Raw genomic sequence first — 22003 nt, 5'->3', positions numbered from 1 at the left:
TCGACTACCGGCACACGAAGGCTGACGTTCGGGCCCACCGGTCTTCCCTCCCCCCTCCCACGGGAGGGGGCGGACCGCAGGACGGAGTCCGGAGGGCCGCACCCGCTGCCGAAACGCCCCGCGCAGCGGCAACCAGCCCGCCGCTGGGGGTACCTCCCACGCCCTTAAGGCAGTGGGGGAGCAACGGCGAGAAGGCACACGGTGCCGCAGCCGAAAACGTTGGATCAGGCCGAGCGCAGCGGATTCAGCTCGGTGTCGATGATTTTCGCCCACTGCTCCACCACCCGGTCGCGGCGGGCCGAGTCGTCCGTCAGGAGGTTGGCCAGGCCCAGGCCACGGGCCATGTCGAGCAGGCCCTGGACGGTCTCGCGTACGCCGGGCACGGCCTCGTCGGCGTCCAGCAGGGCCACCGCCGTACGGTGCGCCTCGCGGCCGACCCGCGCCTCCAGGGCGGTGACCCGTTCGCGCAGCTGCTCCTCGTCGGAGGCGGCGACCCACAGATGCAGCGCGGCCTTGAACAGCGGCCCCGTGTACAGGCCGACCAGCTCCTCGACGATGATCCAGGTGCGGGCGACGGACCCGGCGGGCGGCAGGTTGTGGGCGACCGCCTTCAGGGCGCCCTGCCGCTTGTCCGCGACATGCTCGACGGCGGCCGTGAACAGGTCCTCGCGGGTACGGAAGTGGTGCTGGGCGGCGCCCCGGGAGACGCCCGCCCGCTCGGCGACCACCGAGACGGTACTGCCGCTCCAGCCTCGCTCGGCCAGGCACGAGACGGCCGCCTCCAGCAGCTTCTGGCGGGTCGCCCGGCTGCGTTCCTGCTGGGGCGGGCGGGCGCCGCGAGCGGGGGTCAGCGCGTCCATGCCGGGGCCCGTCGCTCCAGGAAGGCGGTCATGCCCTCGCGGGCCTCGGCGGAGCCGAAGAGTCGCGCGGACTGCTCGGCGAGCGCGTCGGTGTCGCGGTCGAAGGCGCCCAGCACCTCGGCGGTGACCAGCTTCTTGGACTCGGCCAGGCCCTGGGGCGAGCCCTTGCGCAGGCCCTCCAGTACGGGGGCGAGCCCGGCGTCGACGTCCTGGGCGGCGAGGGTGACCAGCCCGATCCTGGCCGCCTCCGCCGGGCCGAACTTCTCACCGGTCAGGTAGTAGCGGCTCGCGGCGCGCGCGTCGAGCCGCGGCAGCAGCGGCAGGGAGATCACGGCGGGGGCGAGACCGAGGCGGGCCTCGGTGAAGGCGAAGGTGGCGGCCTCGCCCGCCGCGGCGATGTCGCAGGCGCCGAGCAGCCCGAGGCCGCCGGCGCGTACGTGCCCGGTGACCCGGGCGACGACGGGCCGGGGCAGTTCCACGATGGCGCGCAGCAGCCCGGCCAGGCCCAGCGGGCCCGCCGTGGCCGCCCCCGAGGTGGCCTCGGTCAGATCGGCGCCGGCGCAGAACGTGCCGCCGGTGTGGGTCAGTACGACGGCGCGGGTGGCGTCGTCGGCCGCGGCCTCCGCCAGCGCCGTGTGCAGCTCGGCCATCAGCCGGGCGGAGAGCGCGTTGCGGTTGTGCGGGGAGTCCAGGGTGAGGGTGGTGATGCCGCGCTCGTGGGAGCGCGCCACCAGGGGTGTCGCGGGTGCGTCGGTCATCGGTGGGTCGGGCTCCTTTCCCTGGCGCGCGGTGCACGCCGCAGGATCGTGCACGGGCGGCCTGCCCGGCAACTCGCCGTCCGTGAGGGGGGCGCTGCTCGGGGGCGGGCGGGCGCCGGGCAGGTGGCTTGTCGGCCTCAGCAGGCCGCAGTGGGCCTCAGTCGGCCTCAGTGGGTCTCAGTACGACTTGGGCAGTCCCAGGGTCTGGTGCGAGACGAAGTTGAGGATCATCTCGCGGCTGACCGGTGCGATCCGGGCGACCCGGGCGGCGGTGATCATCGAGGCGAGGCCGTACTCCTGGGTGAGGCCGTTGCCGCCGAGGGTGTGGACGGCCTGGTCGACGGCGTGCACCGCGGCCTCGGCCGCCGCGTACTTGGCCATGTTGGCGGCCTCCCCCGCGGCCATGTCGTCGCCCGCGTCGTAGAGGTGCGCCGCCTTCCGCGTCATCAGCCCGGCCAGTTCCAGTTCGATATGGGCCTGGGCGAGCGGGTGGGCGATGGCCTGGTGGGCGCCGATGGGCTCCTTCCACACCTGGCGGGTGCGGGCGTAGTCCACGGCCCGGTCCAGGGCGTAGCGGCCCATGCCCAGGGCGAACGCGGCGGTCATGATGCGCTCGGGGTTGAGCCCGGCGAAGAGCTGGAGGAGTCCGGCGTCCTCGTCGCCGACGAGGGCGTCGGCGGGCAGCCGCACATCGTCCAGGGTCAGCTCGAACTGCTTCTCCGGGGCGGCCAGTTCCATCGGTATGGCGCTGCGGCCGAAGCCGGGGGCCTCGCGCGGGACGACGAACAGGCACGGCTTGAGGCGGCCGGTCCGGGCGTCCTCCGTGCGGCCGACGATCAGTGTCGCGTCGGCGATGTCCACGCCCGAGACGAACACCTTGCGGCCGCTGAGGACCCAGTCGGCGCCCTCCCTGCGGGCGGTGGTGGTGATGCGGTGCGAGTTGGAGCCGGCGTCGGGTTCGGTGATGCCGAAGGCCATCGTGCGGGAGCCGTCGGCCAGGCCGGGCAGCCAGGCCCGCTTCTGCCGCTCGGTGCCGAAGCGGGCGATGACCGCGCCGCAGATGGCGGGGGAGACGACCATCATCAGCAGCGGGCAGCCGGCCGCCCCCAGCTCCTCCAGTACGAGGGAGAGTTCGGTGATGCCGCCGCCTCCGCCGCCGTACTCCTCGGGGAGGTTGACGCCCAGGTAGCCGAGCTTGGCGGCCTCCCGCCACAGGTCGTCGGTGTGCCGGCCCTCGGCGACGGCGGCGGCGAAGTACTCCCGGCCGTAGCGGCGGCCCAGCGCGGCCACGGCTTCGCGCAGGGCGCGGTGTTCCTCGGTCTCGATCACAGGGTTGCTCATGACGGCTCCTTGTGTGCGTGGGTGAGGTGCGTGCGGTCCGGGCGTGGCCCCGCGGTTCGGTCCGTGCGGTTCGGTCCGTACGTCTTCAGTCCGCGACCACGGCGAGCAGCGCGCCCACCTCGACCTGCTGGCCGGTGCGGGCGGGCAGCGCGGTGAGGGTGCCGGCGGCCGGCGCGGTGATCTTGTGTTCCATCTTCATCGCCTCCAGCCACATCAGGGTCTGCCCCGGCTCGACCCGGGCTCCCTCGGCCAGCCCGTCGGCGATGCGGACGACCGTGCCGGGCATGGGGGCCAGCAGCGAGCCCGGCTCCGTACGGGCGGCGGGGTCGGGGAAGCGGGGCAGCGCGGTGAGGGCCCAGGAGCCCTGCGGGGTGTCGACGTGGACCCGCTCGCCGTAGCGGGTGACGGTGAACTCCCGGCGCAGACCGTCCACTTCGAGCACCACCGCGGTGGCGGAGGAGGCCAGCAGCCGGACGCCGGGGAGGTCCTCGGCGTGCAGGTGGCCGCGGGTGAGGCGGTAGCGGATCTCGTGTGTCGTGCCGTCGCAGTCGTAGGCCTTGGCCTGCGGAGCGGAGGGGACGTTGCGAAAGCCGCCGAAGCGGGACCGGCCGTGGGCGTCGGCCAGGGCCGCGGCCAGCGCCGCCACCCGCGCCGCCGCGGGGTCGCCGGGCCCGGTCAGCTCCGCCAGGTTGCGGTCGTAGAAGCCGGTGTCCAGGCCCGCGGGGTCGGTGAACTCCGGGTGGCGCAGGGAGCGGACGAGCAGTGCGCGGTTGGTGGCGGGGCCGTGGATGCGGGCGCGTTCCAGGGCGCCCGCCAGCTTGCGCACCGCCTCCTCGCGGGTCGGGGCCCAGGCGATGGCCTTGGCGAGCAGGGCGTCGTAGTGGACGGTGACGGTGTCGCCGCCGGTGACGCCGGAGTCCAGGCGGACGCCGTCGGGCAGGGTCAGCCGGTGCAGGGTGCCGGTCTGCGGCTGCCAGCCGGCCGCCGGGTCCTCGGCGTAGAGGCGGGCCTCCACGGCGTGCCCGCAGGGCTCGGGCGGGCGGGCGTCGAGCGGCCGGCCCTCGGCCACCCGGATCTGCAGGGCGACCAGGTCGAGGCGGTAGATCTCCTCGGTGACCGGGTGCTCGACCTGGAGGCGGGTGTTCGTCTCCAGGAAGTACGCCCGTCCGTCGGCCGACACCAGGAACTCCACGGTGCCCGCGCCGCGGTAGCCGATGGCGCGGGCGGCCCGCTCCGCGGCCCGGTGCAGGGTCTCGCGCAGCTCCTTTGGCAGCCCGGGGGCGGGCGCCTCCTCGATGACCTTCTGATGGCGGCGCTGCAAGGAGCAGTCGCGGGTGCCGAGCGTCCAGACGGTGCCGTGCGCGTCGGCGAGGATCTGCACCTCGACGTGCCGGCCGCCGACGACATACGGCTCGACGAAGACCTCGCCGTCCCCGAAGGCTGCGGCCGCCTCGGCCTCGGCGGCCTTCAACGCGCCCGGAAGGTCCGCCAGTTCGCGCACCACACGCATCCCGCGTCCGCCGCCGCCCGCGGCCGCCTTCACCAGCAGCGGCAGCTCGGCCGCGGTGGCGGCGGCCGGGTCCACGGGGGACAGCAGCGGCACCCCGGCCGCCGCCATCAGCTCCTTGGAGCGGGTCTTGGAGGCCATCGCCTCGATGGCGGCGGGCGGCGGGCCGATCCAGGTCAGGCCCGCGTCGGCCACCGCCGCCGCGAAGGCGGCGTTCTCGGAGAGGAAGCCGTAGCCGGGGTGGATCGCGTCGGCGCCGGCGGCCAGCGCCGCCCGCACGATCAGCTCGCCGCGCAGGTAGGTGTCGGACGGGGCGTCGCCGGGGAGCCGGACGGCGGTGTCGGCCTCCCGGACGTGGGGAGCGCCGGCGTCGGCGTCGGAGTACACGGCGACGGTGGCGATGCCCAGCTCGCGGCAGGTGCGCAGGACCCGGCGGGCGATTTCGCCGCGGTTGGCGACAAGGACGGAACGGATCACTTCTGCCTCACATCCGGAAGACGCCGAAGCCGCCCCGCGCGCCCTCGACGGGGGCGGTGTGCAGGGCGGACAGGCACAGGCCGAGGACGGTGCGGGTGTCACGCGGGTCGATGACGCCGTCGTCGTAGAGCCGCCCGGACAGGAACATCGGCAGCGACTCGGACTCGATCTGCTGCTCCACCATGGCGCGCAGCCCGGCGTCCGCCTCCTCGTCGTACGGCTGCCCCTTGGCGGCGGCCGAAGCGCGGGCGACGATCGACAGCACGCCGGCCAGTTGCTGCGGGCCCATGACGGCGGACTTGGCGCTCGGCCAGGCGAACAGGAAACGGGGGTCGAAGGCGCGGCCGCACATGCCGTAGTGCCCCGCGCCGTAGGAGGCGCCCATCAGGACGGACAGGTGCGGGACCTTCGAGTTGGACACCGCGTTGATCATCATCGCGCCGTGCTTGATGATGCCGCCCTGCTCGTACTCCTTGCCGACCATGTAGCCGGTGGTGTTGTGGAGGAAGAGCAGGGGGATGTCGCGCTGGTTGGCCAGCTGGATGAACTGCGCGGCCTTCTGGGACTCCGCGCTGAACAGGACGCCCTGGGCGTTGGCGAGGATGCCGACGGGGTAGCCGTGCAGCTCGGCCCAGCCGGTGACCAGGCTCGGCCCGTACAGCGGTTTGAACTCGTCGAAGTCGGAGCCGTCCACGATCCGGGCGATGACCTCGCGCGGGTCGAACGGCGCCTTGAGGTCGCCGGGGACGATGCCGAGCAGCTCCTCCTGGTCGTACTTCGGTGGCGCCGCGGGGCCCGGATCGGCGTGCGCCTTGCGCCAGTTCAGGCGGGCGACGACCCGCCGGGCCCGGCGCAGCGCATCCGGTTCGTCCAGCGCGAAGTGGTCGGCCAGGCCCGATGTGCGGGCGTGCATCTCGGCGCCGCCCAGCGACTCGTCGTCGCTCTCCTCGCCGGTGGCCATCTTCACCAGCGGCGGCCCGCCCAGGAAGACCTTGGCGCGCTCCTTGACCATGATGACGTGGTCGGACATGCCGGGGACGTAGGCGCCCCCGGCGGTGGAGTTGCCGAAGACCACCGCCACGGTCGGGATGCCGGCCGCCGACAGCCGGGTGAGGTCCTTGAACAGCGCCCCGCCCGGGATGAAGATCTCCTTCTGGCTGGGCAGGTCGGCGCCGCCGGACTCGACGAGGGAGACCACCGGCAGGCGGTTGGCGAAGGCGATCTCGTTCGCGCGCAGGGCCTTCTTCAGCGTCCAGGGGTTGGAGGCCCCGCCGCGCACGGTCGGGTCGTTGGCGGTGATCAGGCACTCCACGCCCTCGACGACGCCGATGCCGGTCACCAGCGAGGCGCCCACCTGGTAGTCGCTCCCCCAGGCGGCGAGCGGCGACAACTCCAAAAACGGGGTGTCGGGGTCGAGCAGCAGCTCGATCCGCTCCCGGGCGAGCAGCTTGCCGCGCGCCCGGTGCCGGGCGACGTACTTCTCGCCGCCGCCCGCGATCGCCTTGGCGTGCTCGGCCTCGACCTCCGCGAGCCTGGCGAGCATCGCCGTGCGCCGCTCGGTGTACTCGGCGCTCGTCGGGTCGAGCCCGGTTGCCGGGACGGTCAACACAACACCTCCGGTATGTCCATGTGCCGCGCGCGCAGCCACTCCCCCACGGCCTTGGCCTGCGGGTCGAAGCGGGCCTGCGCCGCGACGCCCTCGCCGAGCAACCCCTCGACGACGAAGTTGAGTGCGCGCAGATTCGGCAGTACGTGTCGGTCGACCGGCAACTCGGCGGTCTCCGGGAGGAGTTGCCGCAGCCGCTCGACGGTCAGGGTGTGGGCCAGCCAGCGCCACGCCTGGTCGCTGCGGGCCCAGACCCCGATGTTCGCGGAGCCGCCCTTGTCCCCGCTGCGGGCGCCGGCGACCAGGCCGAGCGGCGCCCGCCGGGTGGCCCCGGCCGGCAGCGGCTCGGGCAGCGGCGGGTCCGGCAGCCGCACCAGCGGCCACGTCCGCCGCGGAGGGGGGATGCGGGTGCGGGTGCCGTCCGGCAGTACGGCGGTGTGCTCCACCTCCGCCGCGGGCACCGCCACCGCTTCGAAGACCCCGTAGGGGGAACCCCTGCCGGGCGGGGCGGTGACGTGGAAGCCGGGGTAGCTGGCGAGCGCCAGCTCGATCGCGGCGCCGCTGACCGTCCGCCCCACCGCGTCCTGGTCGCCGTCGCGCACCACCAGCCGCAGCAGCGCGGCGGCCTCCTCCTGGACGTCGGCGTCGGCGCGGTCGGTGCGCGCCAGCGTCCAGCGCACCTCGGCCGGGCGGCGGCCGGCGGCCTCGAACGCCGCGTCCATCTGCGCCTTGACCAGCTCCGCCTTGTCCTGGACGGCCAGCCCGGTCAGGACGAAGGTGACCTCGTTGCGCCAGCCGCCGAGGCGGGTCAGCCCGGCCTTGAGGTCCGGCGGCGGCGCCTCGCCGCGCACCCCCTCGATCCGGACCCGGTCCGGGGCCTGCGCCACCACGCGCGCGGTGTCCAGCCGCGCGGTGACCTCCGGGCCGGCGTAGCGCGCACCGGAGGTCTCGTAGAGCAGCTGGGCGGTGACCGTGCCGACGTCGACCACCCCGCCCGTCCCGGGGTGCTTGGTGATCACCGACGAGCCGTCCCGGGCGATCTCGGCGAGCGGGAAGCCGGGCCGCAGCACGTCGTGGTCGCCGAAGAACGCGTAGTTCCCTCCGGTCGCCTGGGTTCCGCACTCCAGCACATGCCCGGCGACCACCGCGCCGGCCAGCTGGTCGAGGTCCTCCGGCCGCCAGCCGAAGTGCGCCTGGGCGGCGCCGCTGACCAGCGCGGCATCGGTGACCCGCCCGGTCACCACCACCTCGGCCCCGGCCCGCAGGCACGCGGCGATCCCGCCGCCGCCCAGATAGGCGTTGGCGCTCAGCACGCCCTCGCCCCAGCCCCCGCGGGCCAGCAGGTCGTCGCCCTCGACGTGCGCCACCCGTACCGGCACCCCGGCCTTGTGCGCCAACTCCCGTACGGCGTCGGCCAGTCCGGCCGGATTGAGCCCGCCCGCGTTGGCGACGATCCGCACCCCGCGCTCGACGGCCAGCCCGAGGCACTCCTCCAGCTGGCGCAGAAAGGTCCGGGCGTAGCCGCGGGCGGGGTCCTTCAGGCGGTCGCGGCCGAGGATCAGCATGGTCAGCTCGGCGAGGTAGTCGCCGGTCACTACGTCCAGGGGGCCGCCGGTGAGCATCTCGCGCAGCGCGTCGAAGCGGTCGCCGTAGAAGCCGGAGGCGTTGCCGACGCGCAGGATGTCGGGGTCGGCCCCCAGGGGGTGCGCGGGGGCGGCATCGGCCGCGGCGCCGTCGCCGCTCATGCGGGGTCGCCCTTCCCGGAGGGCGCGCGGCCCGTCCCCGGCGGTCCCGCGAAGGCCTGCGCGATGCCCAGCCACCGCTGCGCCTCGGCCCCCTCGGCCCGTAGGGAGGGCAGGTCGTCGTGGTGCGCCCGCTGGGTGACCAGCAGGCAGAATTCCAGCGCGCCTCCGGTCACCCGCTGCCGGGCGTCGGGCGGGCCGTAGGCCCACACGCTGGCGTCCGGCGCCCGCAGCTCCACCCTGAACTCCTCCTCGGGCGGGGTGAGGTGATGCGTCGCGAAGGCGAAGTCGCGGGTCCGCACCCCGATCCGGGCGATATGCCGCAGCCGGGCGGTGGGCAGGCGGGTGACGCCCAGCGTGTCGGCGACGTCCTGGCCGTGCGCCCAGGTCTCCATCAGCCGCGCGGTGGCCATCGACGCCACGCTCATCGGCGGGCCGTACCACGGCAGCTTCTCCCCCGCCGGGTGTGCGGCGAGCGCCCGGGACAGCTCGTGGCGGCCGGCGCGCCAGTCGGCGAGCAGCTCCGCCGGCGGCGTCCTGGCACCGGCCTCGGCGGCCTCGTCGACGAAGGTGAGCGGCGAGGCGAGCGCCTCCTGGGCGGCGCGGGCGAAGGCCTCGGGGTCGGTGGCCGAGAGCAGCGCCTGACGGTCGGTCCACGCCAGATGCGCGATCTGGTGGGCGAGGGTCCACCCCTTCGCGGGCGTGGGCAGCCGCCACCGCGCGGCCGGCAGCCCGGCGACCAGCGCGTCCAGTTCCTCGCTCTCCGCCCTGAGATCCGCCAGTACGGGACCGGCATCCAACACGCGGCACTCCCCTCATCGGCCCATGTGCCGGGCGGCCAGGGCGGGTTGACAGGCGTCGTGGTGCGTTACGGGTTCCGCACCGAGGGTGGCAGCGCGCGGAGAAACAATCAAGCATGCATGCATGATTTTTGGGGCCGCGCAGGCCCGGGGCCGCGGCGCCGGGCCGTGCGGGATCGCCGGCGCCGCCCGCGGGCGCGCACTCACGGGCCATGAGTGCCATCAGGCCCGCCCGTCATCACGCCGTGCGCGTCATCACGCCGTGCGCGTCAGCGGCCCGCCGCGGACCGCACCGCGCCCACACTCGCGACGACGACCAGCCCGATCGCGACGATCTCCGCCCAGCCCAGGGCCTGGCCCAGCACCAGGAAGCCGGCGGTGGCCGCCGCGGCCGGCTCCAGGCTCATCATGACCGCGAAGCCGGAGGCCGGGAGCTTGCGCAGGGCGAGCAGCTCCAGGGTGTAGGGCAGGACGGACGACATCATGGCGACCGCGGCGCCCAGGCCCAGGGTGACCGGGTCGAGCAGTGCGGTCCCCGCGCTGAAGGCGCCGAGCGGCAGGCTGAGCAGCGCGGCGACGGTCATCGCCAGCGCCAGCCCGTCGGCCTGCGGGAAGCGCGCTCCCGTACGGGCGGAGAGCAGGATGTACGCGGCCCACAGGCCGCCCGCGGCCAGGGCGCACCCCGCGCCGACGAGGTTGAGCCCGTCGAACCCCTCACGCCCCAGCAGCACCACTCCGCCCAATGCCAGTGCCGCCCACACCAGGCTGAGCAGCCGGCGGGAGGTGGCCACCGACAGGATCAGCGGCCCGAGGAACTCCAGGGTGACCGCGGCGCCCAGCGGGATCCGGTCGATCGCCTGGTAGAAGAGCGAGTTCATCCCGACCAGGGCGACGCCGAAGGCCAGCACCGTGGCCCAGTCGCCGCGCGTGTGGCCGCGCACCCTGGGGCGGCAGAAGAGCAGCAGGACCAGGGAGGCGACGACCAGGCGCAGGGTGACCACGCCCAGCGCGCCGGCCCGCGGGAAGAGCAGCACCGCCACCGAGGAGCCGAACTGCAGCCCGACGATCCCGCCGATCACCAGCGCCACCGACCCCAGCCGTCCGCGCGCTCCCGGCGCCCCGGCCCGGGCGGCCCCGGCCTGTGCCGCGCGCACCTCGGGCGAAGGCGGCACGGGGTGCGCGACGGCCCCGTCACCGGGGGCCGTGGGGGTGAGATCTGTGGCGGGGATGCGTCCCTCGGGACCGGCAGGCGAAGCGTTCACCCCACCACGCTAAGGCCCGCCGTTCTCGTCCGTGAAATGCCTTTTCCCCTGTTGTTATGCTCCGCGCGCATGAGCATCGAGCTGCGTCACCTCCGCTGCTTTCTCGCCATCGCCGACACCCGCAGCGTGACCCGTGCCGCCGAGCGGCTGCACCTGACCCAGCCCGCCGTCTCCCGCACCCTGCGCCAGCTGGAGCAGGAGCTGGGCGTCCGCCTCGTCGACCGCTCCACCCACCACCTCGCGCTCACGCCCGACGGCGCGGCCTTCCGCGACCGGGCCGCGGTCGCCGTGGCCGCTTTCGACCGCGCCCTGGGCTTCGCCCACCACCCCGGCTGGCCGCTGCGCCTGGGGCACGCCTGGTCGGCCGCCGGTACGGACACCACCGCGCTGCTGCGCCGCTGGCACCAGGAGCACCCCGGCACACCGCTGGAACTCCTGCGCGTCGACGACCGCACGGCCGGCCTGGCCCGCGGCGCGGTGGACGCCGCCCTGCTGCGCGGCGACGTCCACACCCCGGGCCTGGTCACCGAACAGCTCACCACCGAACCCCGGGTCGCCGGTCTCCCCGCCGACGACCCGCTGGCCCACCGCGCCGCCCTGTGCCTGGCCGAGCTGGCCGACCGCACCATCGCCCTGAACACGGTGTCCGGCACCACCACCCTCGACCTGTGGCCGGCCTCGGCCCGCCCCTCCTCGACGATCACCATCGGCAACACCGACGACTGGCTCGCCGCCGTCACCGGCGGCCGCGCGGTGGGCGTCACCACCCGCGCCACCGCCGAGATGCACCCGCACCCGTCGATGGCCTACGTCCCCCTCACCGACGCCCCGCCGGTCCCGGTGGTCATCGCCTGGCGCGACGGGCCGGGACATCCGCGCATCCCGGACCTGGTCGCCCTGGCGCACGAGGTCATGGGCCGCCACCGCAACGAGCCCTGATCGTCGGGCCGCCACACACCGCCGCTACAGCTGCCCTTCACGGGTAGCCATAGCGGGTGGTCTAGCGCAGCGGACACCGGTACTCCGGACGCACCCGGTGCGGGCTACAGGCGATCAGATTGAGAGAGAGAAACCGGTCGCCGACCACCCACCAACCGCCGACACGATCCTCCCCCGCAGCCAGGATCCGTACGGTCTCCTCATACCGCTCACGTGAAAACTCCCCCGCACACGAGCCGGCGAAGAGCTCGGCGTACACGTCCAGTTGCCCGGCAAACCAGTCGGCCCCCTCCCGCGGCTCGTGGAACGTCCCCTCGACCCGGGAGGCCGGCTTCAGCAGCCAGTCCGCACACTCCAGCGGCATCACCTGGGCGGACCGGAACTCCGCGTGCCCCGGCCGCCGGTGAGCGTCCCCCGGCTTCACGAGGACGTCACCGTGCCCGAGCCAGACGTAGGCGTGGTGGTGGGGCGTGATCATCGCTCTCCCTGCTCAACGACTGCGAGCACTCGTTCGCGCCGTCGCCTTCTTCTCCGGGCCCGGTGCTTGTCACTTGTCACTCATCGCGGGAGAGCAGGCAGCCCACGCCCAGCGAAGGCACACGGGCCACCCGCCTCCTTCATGGGCTACTGACGACCGCAGCCCTGCCCGTCGCCGCACCCTCCGCTGGGGTTGCCGTCCTGGCCGTCGTCCTCGTCGCCGTACTTGACCGGGTCGAGGCGGTATCGCATGGTGATCTCCTCGGTGCTCTGTCGACGCACGGTCGGTCCGCGCGTCGTCGTGCACTAGCGAGGGCCCCTTGGCGGGCCCCACCCGCTCCGGCCGTGCCCTGCCAGGGAATGCCGGCCGGGGCGGGAGTCTTTTGCGGCCACCTGTGCTCGCCCTTGGCCGGCTTTACGGCCTCTCCGCGTGCGTCATCCGATGCCGGACGATCAGCACGTTGAAGTCGGTCACCGACTGAGATCTCGCCTCACTTGGGCCTGCTTCCGGCCGCGCTCCAGGTCTGCGCACTCGGAACAACGGCGTTCCGTCCAGCGGTGCGTCTTCGGTGTGGTCACAGCCAGGACGCTAGGGAGCCGCAGAGGGAGTCACTACGCGATGTTCTCCGATGTTCTCGAAGAATGGCCGAATGTTCTCGCCTGTTCTCATTCGAGTGGGGGCAAGCTGTGGTGTGGGACCCCGGAGCCCCGTGATGCTGGAGGCTCGCACCTCCGCCACGAAGGGGCAGCCATGGCTCGGCGACTGCGTTTCAACGGCACCAACAGCGGAAACGGCGGGTGCCCCGCCCTACATGAGGACTTAGGCACCGGCGAATGGATCGTGCAAGGCAAACCGCTCACCGAACCCGAAGACCTCTGCCAACTCCAGCACTTCCATGACGGCGAGATCGCAGTGGTCGTCCCGCCAGAGTTGCTTGTCGACTTCGGCCCCAAGGAGGTCACCCGCGTGCCCAAGATCATCGACCTGGACGATTTCTCCCGGCTCTTCAAGACGTTCGAGCACTCGGCATGGCGCCTGGAGACCCGCCGCGGCTACGCCTCCGACCGCAAGGAAGAGACCTACCGCGAGTTCGTCGAGAAGGGCACAGTGACGTGGGATCTCGACGACGCATGGTGCAGGAACATGCGTGCTCAGACCTCGGCCGGTAAGCGCGTCGGCCGAGTACGCATCGTGGACAATCCTCCAACTACCGGCCAGCTGTACCTACTCGACAACGCGAAGCGCAACTCAGCCACAGGAGAGGACATGCGCAACCTGTGGCGTGCCGACGCCGAGCGGCTGCAACTGCCTGCCGAAGACTTCTGGATCTTCGACTCACGCTTCATCGCGCTGTTGCACTTCGACGAGGACGACACGCTCCTCAACGTCGAATTGATCACGGAACCCGCGGAAGTTCTCCGGTACGCCCAGGTACGCGATGCCGCACTGCATCACTCCTCCCCCTTCGAAGAGTTTGCGGCACAGGTGGCCGCAACCGAGAAGTGAGCCATACCCGGTGAGCACGGACTACCAGAAAGCACGAGTCGCGCTCGGAGTGCGTCTGCGTGAACTCCGCTTCTCGCGCCCTGGAGGCCGGCTCACCGGAACCCAGCTGGCACAGCTTCTCGGCTGGCCACATTCAAAGATCTACAAGCTGGAAAACGGGAAGCAGACCGCCACCCCGGAGGATCTTCGAGCGTGGGCGGACGCAACTCAACAGCCCAGGGCATTCGACGAACTCTACGCACGCCTTCAAGGATTCGAATCCCAGATCCGGTCGTGGCGACGTCAACTTTCCTCGGGCCACCGCCCTGTGCAAGAAAACTGGAACACCGAAATTTCTCGGACCCGCGTCATACACACCTGGCAGGAGTCCGTCGTCGAAGGAATGCTCCAGACGGCTGAATACGCCCAGCACATCTTCACCCGCTACGCGGAACTTCAGAACTCCCCACGAGATATAGACGAAGCCGTACGCGCCAGGATGCGGCGTCAAGAACTGCTGTACCAACCCGGCCGCAAGTTCCGCATCATCATGTGGGAGGCGGCGCTCCACGCTCGGGTCTGCCCTCCCTCGGTACTCTCAGCCCAACTCGACCGCCTCACAGGCGCCATCGGCCTGGACACATTGGAACTAGGAATAGTGCCCTTTGGTGCGCCACTCAAGATTCCTGCTGCCAACGGCTTCTACGTGCTGGACGACCGCCTGGCAGTTACCGAGGACTGGCACGCAGAATTGTGGCTGGAAGACAAAGACAGCATCACCACGTACCTCAAAGTTTGGAACTTGCTCAGGGAGTCCGCCGTCTACGGCACCGAGGCACAGAACGTGATCAACAGGGCCCGACGTTCGCTCTGCTCCAATGAAGCCCGCTAGTGAGTAAACAAGGTGCACGCATGCCACAGCCCGAAAGCCCGTCGTCGCATTCTGGCGTCACCTCTCAGGCCGAGGAGCAGACCGCCGACGTTGTCACGCAGTCCCCGAACGCCGACCCAACCAGTTGGTGGCACAGCAGTTAGGCGCACCATACGACCGAGTGGTGCCGGGTCATGGCCGGCGGCGGCCGGTCGCGGGCGGAGTGGTGCCGACACGGCATCCCCCTCCGGGCACGGGGCCGATCACTGTTCCCTTGTGAGTGGCCAGGAGTACCGTTCTGAGTGTCTGTTCAGAACGGAGTTCAGCATGCCACGAGGTAATGACGCCCCGGCAGACCGCCTCCGGGACTTCCGCCGCAGCCGGGGCCTGACTCAGGAAGGGCTTGCTCAGCGCGCTGGGCTGAGCCTAGGCGTGATCAAGAAGATCGAGCGCGGCGGCACTGCTCGCATCGAGACCTATCATGCCCTTGCCCGCGCCTTGAAGGTTCGTACCTCCGCACTCTTCGAGCCGGGGAGCCCGCACTCCACACTCCGGGATGACGGGGACAAGATGACCTTGATGCTGATGCGTCAGGCCGTTGCTCCACCCATAACCGTCTCTGGACGGCCCGGACTGGGCGACACCATCGCGGTGGACCCAGACCTCAGTCATCTGCGCCGAACGTCCGATGCGCTGGCGAAGTCCTACTACAGCGATGACTACGGACAGGTCGCGGAACTGCTCCCCGCCTTGGTGCGCTCGACGGGTGTAGCGCTCGACTATTTCGACGGCGGCCCGGAACACGCCAAGGCGCTGAAGCTGCGAGCGGACGTGCTCCAGATGGCCGGGCGATACCTGACTCAAGTGCGAGCCTACGACTTGGCCCAACTCGCACTACGGGATGCTGTGCAGGATGCAGCTGCGGCAGCCGACCGCACGGGGGCCGCGTCGGCGATCTACTTGCAGGGGTGGACGCTGGTGCGTCAGGGGCGCCTGGACGAAGCCGAACAGCTCGCGGTAGTCACCGCAGACGAGATCGAGCCGCGCATCTCCCGTGCGTCGCAAAAGGAACTGGGAGTGTGGGGGCGGCTGCTGATTCGGGCAAGTAGCGCTGCGGCGCGGAACAACCGAGCTAGTGAAGCCCGGGAGGTGCTACGGCTGGCACGTACAGCTGGCGCCGCATTGGGCGGCAGCACCGCGACAGAGCTGTGCAGTTGGGGCCGCTTTAACTGGTCTGCCGTGGCCTTCCAAGCGGTTGAGAACCAGCTGGTGGCGGAGAAGCCCGATCGGGTCCTCGGGCTTGCAGCGCGAATCCCGAAGTCGGCCACGGCTACGTCGAACACCTGGAACCGACACATGTTGGATGTGGCGCAGGCACACGCGATGCTAAGGCACAGCGACGAGGCGACGGGCCTGATTGCCGGGCTTCGTGAACAGGCACCGGAGTGGCTGCGGCACCAACGCCTGGCAACGGAGACCTTCCGGACTGTATTGCGCTCGAATAAGCGGCGATTGACGCGGCAGCAGCGAGACTTGGCGCAGTTCTTCGCGATCACGTAAAGGGACACGAAGCGTGGCCCTTCCTGGTGAGGAATCCGGGAAGGGCCACTTTTCATGTCTGTATACGCACAGCTGGTGCCCATACCGTCGGTCCCTGCCAAGCCACAGAAGACCCCCGCGACCGTGCGACCGGTCCGGGGGCGTGGCCACCAACCGCTAGGAGGTTGACGACATGGCGAAGACTATCGCCACGATCTTCGGGACGCTGCTGTGCTGGTTACTGCCCGCGCGAGGGCGTCACCGGTCCGCCGGCGCACTGCCCGCTGCGAGGGGTTCGGACGCTCCGGCACTTGTGCTTACCCGCGTGCCCGTCCGGCAGCAGGGGCTGCTGCGTGGTGAGGACGTGCACCTGATCCGCCCGTACGTCCTCACCCCTGAGGAACGGCAGAAACGGCGGTTGCAGCGCCGGCGGCGGCGCTCACTATGGCTGGCGGTGCATGGCTACGACGCGGGTCCGCGTTGGATTCACGGTGTGGAGGTGCTGGGCTGATGCCCCGCAACTGCCGCCCTGTTCACCTAATGGATCCGGTTCCGGTGCAGGAGCCTGAGCCGGTTGCCGGGTGCGATGTGTGCACGGCCTTGGCCGGACAGCGCGAGGGAGCGCGGGCCGTCGGGGACCTGCCGAAGGTGATCGACTGCAACATCGAGATGCGCCGCCACCCCCACCCCAAGGCGGCGCGGTCATGAGCGCAGGCACATGGTCGCGGCTGTGCTGGTGGGTTGAGGAAGCGTGGCACCGGCACATCAGGTACCGGGAGCTGTACCGGCAGCTTGACCGGATGCGGGCGGACCTCAAGGCCCGTACGGCGTGGATGGATGACCTTACCGAGGAGGAGATGGCGGCGATGTTGTGCGGTCTCGCCGAGTGCATCGACGCTATGGAGACGGCAGGCGGCGATGCCCGGGAGCGTCCGGAGCGGCTGGTATGAGGGCGCGCTATCGGTTTGCCGAGTGGACGCTGGCGGCTGATTCGGAAGTGCGGTTCGTCGGCGAGTGCCTGGACTGCGGGGAACGCTGCGTCGATACCGCGTCCGCCGATGATGCGCAGGGGTGGTGCCTCCAGCACGCCGGGCTCACCGGGGACAGGCACTTTGAGATGAAGGGCTTCCAGCTCTTCACCGCCTACATGACCAACGCGGCGGCGGACAGCGCTCCTCCTGCGACGTAGGCCGGGGGCGGGGGCCGCAGTAGCACGTCCTCCGGCCGCCCCGTCCGCACAACTTCCCCCGACCGTACAAGCCCGGAGCAGGGACAGCACGTGTCCCGCCTGAGTCGACGGACTCACGCCTGGCCCGGTCTCCCGGTGCCACACCACCGAAACGACGTGATGAGGGGAGGTGAACATCCATGTGCCCTGTTGAAGGTTGTGGAGGCAAGCTGGTCCACAACGGCAAGTCCGCCACGTGCGACACGTGCCACAACGCGTTCGACACTTGACATCGCATCAGCCTGCGGCACCGGCCCCCTCTCTCCCCCCCCCGAGAGCCGGTGCCGTCGGCCGTCCGCTTACCCAAGTCGGGCGGCCGGGGTGCCCATTGGGGGTGGGTGGCGGGGGTGGGTGGCGGGGGTGCCATGCCCTACAGGGGCGATGGCACCCCTAGGGCCGTACGACAAGCGCTCCCGTCGATGGCGTACAGAGAGGACGGAAGGCACCGGGCGGCGGGTAGCGCCGGGGCCGCGCGGTCCCGTCTCCTGCTGTCCCAACTCCCGGACACCGGTGCCGGGTCGGGGCTAGCGTGAGCACGGGGCGTCACCCGCTCGGTGCGCAGCGTGGCGGCCGGGACGAGAGTGCACGGGGGTGCGATGAGGGATCCGTCAGCCAACTGGGACGTGCCGTTCGACGCGGAGGAACTCCCCGACCAGGGCCTCACCGCGCGGCTCGCCCACAGTCGGGCGCACTACGCCTGGCAGGCGCTGGTGCTCGCCCAGCAGCAGGCCGACGAGAGCCCCGCGCACGCCCACGCGTACGGCGTGGCACTGCTCGGCTGCGGGATGCCGTTCGCCGCCGGGGACGCACTGACGGACCTGGCCCCGCGGCCGGACGGCGACCGGCCGGCCCCGTCGTCGTACGGGCTGCGTGTGGACCTCGCGACGGCCGGTGTCCGCAGCGGCTTCTGGGACCTCGCCATGGCCCAACTCCTGGAAGTCGCCGAGGAGTTGCTCCGCAAGGGACTCGATCACGGGCGGCGCTGGGGCGATCTGGCGGACCGCTGCCGGCAGCTGCACCGCTCCCTGGCCCTGCGGGACGAGGAGCGGACCTTCCAGCGGCTGCGCATCGCGTGGTTCCAGGAGCTGGCCGACGCCGGGGAGGCCACCGTCGAGCACCGGCTGGCCTGGGCCCGGGCGCACCTCGCACTCGGCGAACTGGACGCGGACGGGCAGGAGTACGACCGCGCCGGCCGGCTGCTGTTCGCGCTGGCCGACGACCCCGAGGCGGCCGAGACCGCGCTGGAGCTCCTCGTCGGCCTGCACCTGCGGGCCGGACCCGAGCACAGGGAGGACCGGGAGCGGGCCCGCGGCCTGCTGCACAAGGCCAACCCGCACTCGCGGTTGCTCCGGGAGGGCGCCCGCAACGACGAGGGCCGGCGCTGGATGGCCGGGCTGGAGGCCTACCACGCGACCACCACCCTGCTGGTGCTCGCCCGCGAGACGGGGGACACCGAACCGGGGCTGCGGGCCCGCCGGCGGCTGGCGCTGCTGGCCCGCGCCCATCCCGACCAGCCCCGGTACGCGGTGGCCGCCGCGCTCGCGCTGCTCGCCCACGGCGAGCCCGCCGCGGCGACCGACGCGCTCGCCCTGGCGCAGGCCCCGCTGACCGTCGAGGACCACCGGGCCCTCGCCGACGCCTTCACCAAGGCCGGGCGGCCCGACCTGGCCCGCGCGCATCGCGCACCGGACGACCGATCCGACCCCACCGGCACGGAGTGAGCGATGGACGACCCCGCGAGCACCGACCTCCTCGTGACGACCCTGAGCCTGACGTACGGCGGTATCGAGGACCTGCTGGACGCCCTGCACACCATGCCCGAGTTCATCCGGCCGCAGGTGCGCACTGCCCTTGAGGAACGGGCCCGGACCGCCGCCGCGCACGGCCGCACCGCGCACGCCGCGTGGCTCGGCCATCTGCTGGCGGTGGCCCGGCGCGCGCAGTGCGACGATCCGCCGCACGCGGACGGCACGGGCGGGGAGGGCGGGCACGAAGACGGCGGGCACGGGCCGCGCACCCCGCACGGCGGTGCGGCGCCGAAGGCCCCGCCGGCGTTCGCGTCGCTGCTGGTGCGCACCGCGCAACTGCCCGGTCTGCTCGACCAGTTCCTGGTCTTCCGCCGGCATCGCGACGCCCTCCCGGCGGAGCCGGTAGCCGAGGCCCGGCGGATCCTGGAGGACCGGCCCGGGATCGAGATGGCGGAGTACGCCTCGGTGCTCGCCGCCCTCGCCATGGCCGCCGGCGGAGCACTGCACACCGTCCGTGCGCGGACGTGGTGGGCGTTTTCCCTGATGGAGCGGGCGGCGCGGGCCGAGCGGCTGGGCTTCGGCGGGACCCGCGCCAGCAGCCGGGACCGCCGCCACGCGCTGCTGCACGCCACCCGCGCCGTCGCCGCGCTGCCGCCGAAGGCGCCCACCGACGAGCCCGATCCGGCCTTTCAGGCCTACCACGCGCTGGCCCGGGCGCATCGCGGCCTGAACGACTACCGCGCCGGGCTCGCCGTACTTCTGGAGGGCGAGCGGGAGCTGTTCCCCCGCGGCGTACCGGACGACGACGAGGGCCGCCGCCGGTGGATGCACCACGCGTGGACGGTGGCCGACGAACTGTCCGGTCTCGGCTACCACACCGAGGCGGTGCGCCGCTTCGACTCCGCCCTCCAGGTCTGCCAGGTCCTGTCCGGCGGCGCGCCGGTGAGCAGCCTGGTCGAGCTGCTCACCCAGCGCGGCAAGACGCTGCTGCACGCCGACCGCCCGGCGGCGGCCACCGCCGACCTCGAACGGGCCGCGGCGGCCGCCGACCGCCTGGGCATGATGATCCCGGCCTGCCGCGCCCGGGGGCTGGCCGCGAGCGCGCTGACCATGCGGGGGCGCGAACGCGAGGCGCTGCGGCTGCTGGAGGAGAACCTCGCGGCGGCCCGCCGCGGCGGGGACCAGCTGCTGCACGGGCACCGCTGCGCGCTGGCCGCCCAGTTGCGCACGGTGGGAGAACTCGCCGCGGCCGAGGAGCAGTACCTCCTCGCGCTACGGGAGATGCACGCACAACCGGCCGGCAGCCGCAACGAGATCGCATGCCTGTTCGGCCTGGGGCAGCTCGCCGACGACCTCGGCAACCACGAGTGGGCCCTGGAGTGGTGCCGGCGCGGCATGGAGGCCGGGCGCCGCCACCGCCGCGAGCAGGAGGCCGCCGGGCACTTCGCGCTGGCCCTGCGACGGATGCTGGACCGCGACACGTCCGTCGCGGCGGCCGAACGGCTGCTCCCCCTGCTGCGGTCGCTGCTGCGCGACACCCACGACGACGGCTCCCCGGCCCCCCGCTCGGCGGTCGCCCGTACGCTCGTCAGCTGCCTTCAGCGGCTCGGCCGGCACGGCGAGGCGCTCGATCTGGGGCGCCGCCTGATCGCGCTCGCCGACGAGACCGGCGATGCGGCCGCCGGCCGGCAGGAACGGACCTGGTTCGCCGGCGCCTTCGCCTCCCGCGAGGAGCTGCGCCAGGAGCGGCTCGACCTGCTGTGGTGGTGCCGGGAGGCGACCTTGCGGCAGCTCGCGGACGCCGCCGTCCCGCATGTCCGCGCCGAGGTCGCCGGCCGCGCCCTCGGCCTGTACGAGCAGCTGTTGGAGCTGCTGCTCGACCATGGCGACACGCTCGACGTACCGGACGGGGCCGCGCCCTTGGACCTGTGCTTCGCGCTGCACGAGGAGGTCCGGGCCCGCGACCTGCTGGCCGACCTCGCGCACGGCCCGCTGCCCGTGCCGCCCGAGGTCCCCGAGGCGGACGCGCGGGAGGAGCGCGAGCTGCTGGCGGGGCTGCGCGCCCAGCTCACCCGGTCGGTGCTCGACCCCGCCGACGACTTCACCGACCAGACGCTCGCCGCCCTGCTGGCCCGGCTGGCCGCACTCCGGGAGCACATCCGCCCGCACGCCCCCGGGTACGCCCTGCTGCGCGAGGGCCGTACGGTCGGCGTCGCCGGGGCCCGCGCGCTGCTGGAGCGGCACGCCCCGCCCGGCGGGATGGCCCTGGTCTCCTACTTCTGCGGCCACCGCGCCACCTACTGCTTCGTACTGGCCTCCGGCGGGGTGCCCCTGCGCGTCCACCGCGTCCCGCTCTCCCGGGAACGCGTCGCCCAGCTCGCCCGGCGGCTGCGCGCCGACTTCAACGGCGATCCCCATGCCGAGCGGCCGACGCCCCCGATCCAGGCCCGTCGCCCCCACAAGCGCAAGCTGGCCTACCTGGCCGAACTGACGCCGCTGCTGGCGCCGTTCGACGACCTGCTGGAGCGCTGTCCGCTGCTGGCGGTGGCCGGGCACGGCCCGCTGACGCAGCTTCCGCTCGCCGCGCTGCCCCGCGGGAACGGCCGGCGGCTGGGCGAGTCCGTCGCCGTCGTGGACGTCCCCGGCATCAGCGCGATCGGCCATCTCACGGCGCCCCCGGCCGCACCGCCGGCCACCGCGATGACGGCCGGCTGCGCGGCCCGGGAGGACGAGGACCCCGCGATCGTCGAGGACGACGACGCGCTGCTGCGGCCCGGCCCCTGGCACACCGCGCCCCCGCTGTCCGGCACCGAGGCCACACCCGCCGCGGCGCTCCAGGCCCTGCACGGCACGGACCTGGCCCACCTGGCCGCGCACGGCTACGCCGGCAGCGACGACCCCCTGGACGCGGCGCTGCTGCTCTCCGACGGAAGGGGCCGCCCGAGCAGGGTGTGGGCCGCGCACGACCTGCCCGCGCACGCCCCGTACCTGCTGCGGGCCCGGGACGTGGCGGCCGCCGGTGCCGCGCCCGGCCGGCTGGTCCTGCGCGCCTGTTCGGCCGGCTGGAGCGACCCCGACCACCCCGGCGCCGATCTGACGGGGATGACCTGGGCGTTTCTGCGTGCCGGGGCGCGGGCGGTGCTCGCTCCCCGGTGGAACGTCGATATCGCCCTCTCGCGCGAGCTGCTCGCCGGCTTCTACCGCCGCCTGGGTGCGGGCGAGCCGACCTGGCGGGCCCTGTGGCTGGCGCAGCGCGCCATGGCCGAGGACACCGACCGTCCCTGGCTGAGCCACCCCTATCACTGGAGTGCCTTCACTCTCACCGGTGACTGGCGCTGACCCCGGCATCCCCGGTGCCGCCT

Annotated in this window: 18 protein-coding genes; 9 read left to right on the top strand and 9 right to left on the bottom strand. The window is 72.7% G+C overall.

The window, feature by feature from the left end; all coding sequences use genetic code 11:
• Nucleotides 1–224: 224 nt before the first annotated feature.
• The 8 genes from ACFWZH_RS04250 to ACFWZH_RS04215 form a co-directional block, all read right to left on the bottom strand.
• A complete protein-coding gene (locus tag ACFWZH_RS04250; RefSeq protein WP_384425129.1) occupies nucleotides 225–860 on the bottom strand; it encodes a TetR/AcrR family transcriptional regulator in 636 nt (211 codons plus the stop codon).
• A complete protein-coding gene (locus ACFWZH_RS04245) occupies nucleotides 848–1618 on the bottom strand; it encodes an enoyl-CoA hydratase family protein (RefSeq protein WP_384425128.1) in 771 nt (256 codons plus the stop codon). The genes ACFWZH_RS04250 and ACFWZH_RS04245 overlap by 13 nt, the downstream gene beginning before the upstream one ends.
• Before the next feature lie 177 nt (nucleotides 1619–1795).
• Nucleotides 1796–2959 (bottom strand): acyl-CoA dehydrogenase family protein, encoded by a 1164-nt coding sequence (locus tag ACFWZH_RS04240; protein ID WP_384425126.1) that lies wholly within the window; start codon nucleotides 2957–2959, stop codon nucleotides 1796–1798.
• 85 nt (nucleotides 2960–3044) lie between these two features.
• On the bottom strand, nucleotides 3045–4943 hold the full coding sequence (locus ACFWZH_RS04235) for a biotin carboxylase N-terminal domain-containing protein (RefSeq protein ID WP_384425124.1): 1899 nt from the start codon (nucleotides 4941–4943) through the stop codon (nucleotides 3045–3047).
• A 7-nt stretch (nucleotides 4944–4950) separates the two neighbouring features.
• Nucleotides 4951–6549: an acyl-CoA carboxylase subunit beta gene (locus ACFWZH_RS04230; RefSeq protein ID WP_384425122.1), complete on the bottom strand. Its 1599-nt coding sequence runs from the start codon at nucleotides 6547–6549 to the stop codon at nucleotides 4951–4953.
• A complete protein-coding gene (locus tag ACFWZH_RS04225; protein WP_384425120.1) occupies nucleotides 6546–8294 on the bottom strand; it encodes an acyclic terpene utilization AtuA family protein in 1749 nt (582 codons plus the stop codon). The genes ACFWZH_RS04230 and ACFWZH_RS04225 overlap by 4 nt, the downstream gene beginning before the upstream one ends.
• Nucleotides 8291–9094 (bottom strand): TIGR03084 family metal-binding protein, encoded by an 804-nt coding sequence (locus tag ACFWZH_RS04220; RefSeq protein ID WP_384425118.1) that lies wholly within the window; start codon nucleotides 9092–9094, stop codon nucleotides 8291–8293. Before ACFWZH_RS04220 ends, ACFWZH_RS04225 begins: the two co-directional genes overlap by 4 nt.
• Nucleotides 9095–9360: 266 nt before the next feature.
• Nucleotides 9361–10263 (bottom strand): DMT family transporter, encoded by a 903-nt coding sequence (locus ACFWZH_RS04215; RefSeq protein WP_384425647.1) that lies wholly within the window; start codon nucleotides 10261–10263, stop codon nucleotides 9361–9363.
• A 159-nt stretch (nucleotides 10264–10422) separates the two neighbouring features.
• On the opposite strand from ACFWZH_RS04215, the gene ACFWZH_RS04210 reads away from it, so the two are divergent.
• On the top strand, nucleotides 10423–11292 hold the full coding sequence (locus tag ACFWZH_RS04210; protein ID WP_384425116.1) for a LysR family transcriptional regulator: 870 nt from the start codon (nucleotides 10423–10425) through the stop codon (nucleotides 11290–11292).
• 61 nt (nucleotides 11293–11353) lie between these two features.
• Here the strand turns inward: ACFWZH_RS04210 and ACFWZH_RS04205 are convergent, their stop codons facing one another.
• Entirely contained in the window at nucleotides 11354–11770 is a 417-nt protein-coding gene (locus tag ACFWZH_RS04205) for a hypothetical protein (protein WP_384425115.1), read from the bottom strand.
• A gap of 750 nt (nucleotides 11771–12520) precedes the next feature.
• Here ACFWZH_RS04205 and ACFWZH_RS04200 point away from each other — a divergent pair.
• The 8 genes from ACFWZH_RS04200 (at nucleotide 12521) to ACFWZH_RS04165 (ending at nucleotide 21980) form a co-directional block, all read left to right on the top strand.
• A complete protein-coding gene (locus tag ACFWZH_RS04200) occupies nucleotides 12521–13276 on the top strand; it encodes a DUF6879 family protein (protein ID WP_384425113.1) in 756 nt (251 codons plus the stop codon).
• Between the two features lie 10 nt (nucleotides 13277–13286).
• Entirely contained in the window at nucleotides 13287–14147 is an 861-nt protein-coding gene (locus ACFWZH_RS04195; protein WP_384425111.1) for a helix-turn-helix domain-containing protein, read from the top strand.
• 306 nt (nucleotides 14148–14453) lie between these two features.
• Complete coding sequence (locus tag ACFWZH_RS04190) at nucleotides 14454–15686, top strand: helix-turn-helix domain-containing protein (protein ID WP_384425110.1); 1233 nt, start codon at nucleotides 14454–14456, stop codon at nucleotides 15684–15686.
• Nucleotides 15687–15858: 172 nt separating this feature from the next.
• Complete coding sequence (locus ACFWZH_RS04185) at nucleotides 15859–16176, top strand: hypothetical protein (protein WP_384425108.1); 318 nt, start codon at nucleotides 15859–15861, stop codon at nucleotides 16174–16176.
• Nucleotides 16177–16369: 193 nt separating this feature from the next.
• Nucleotides 16370–16615: a hypothetical protein gene (locus ACFWZH_RS04180; protein ID WP_384425107.1), complete on the top strand. Its 246-nt coding sequence runs from the start codon at nucleotides 16370–16372 to the stop codon at nucleotides 16613–16615.
• Complete coding sequence (locus ACFWZH_RS04175) at nucleotides 16612–16854, top strand: hypothetical protein (protein ID WP_384425105.1); 243 nt, start codon at nucleotides 16612–16614, stop codon at nucleotides 16852–16854. The genes ACFWZH_RS04180 and ACFWZH_RS04175 overlap by 4 nt, the downstream gene beginning before the upstream one ends.
• A gap of 635 nt (nucleotides 16855–17489) precedes the next feature.
• A complete protein-coding gene (locus ACFWZH_RS04170) occupies nucleotides 17490–18614 on the top strand; it encodes a hypothetical protein (protein ID WP_384425103.1) in 1125 nt (374 codons plus the stop codon).
• A 3-nt stretch (nucleotides 18615–18617) separates the two neighbouring features.
• Complete coding sequence (locus ACFWZH_RS04165) at nucleotides 18618–21980, top strand: CHAT domain-containing protein (RefSeq protein ID WP_384425101.1); 3363 nt, start codon at nucleotides 18618–18620, stop codon at nucleotides 21978–21980.
• Nucleotides 21981–22003: the final 23 nt, after the last annotated feature.

It is taken from the genome of Streptomyces sp. NPDC059008 (genome assembly GCF_042749045.1).
Classification (GTDB): domain Bacteria; phylum Actinomycetota; class Actinomycetes; order Streptomycetales; family Streptomycetaceae; genus Streptomyces.
The sequence above is the reverse complement of the archived record's forward strand: the minus strand, read 5'-3'. Positions and strand labels throughout refer to the sequence as shown.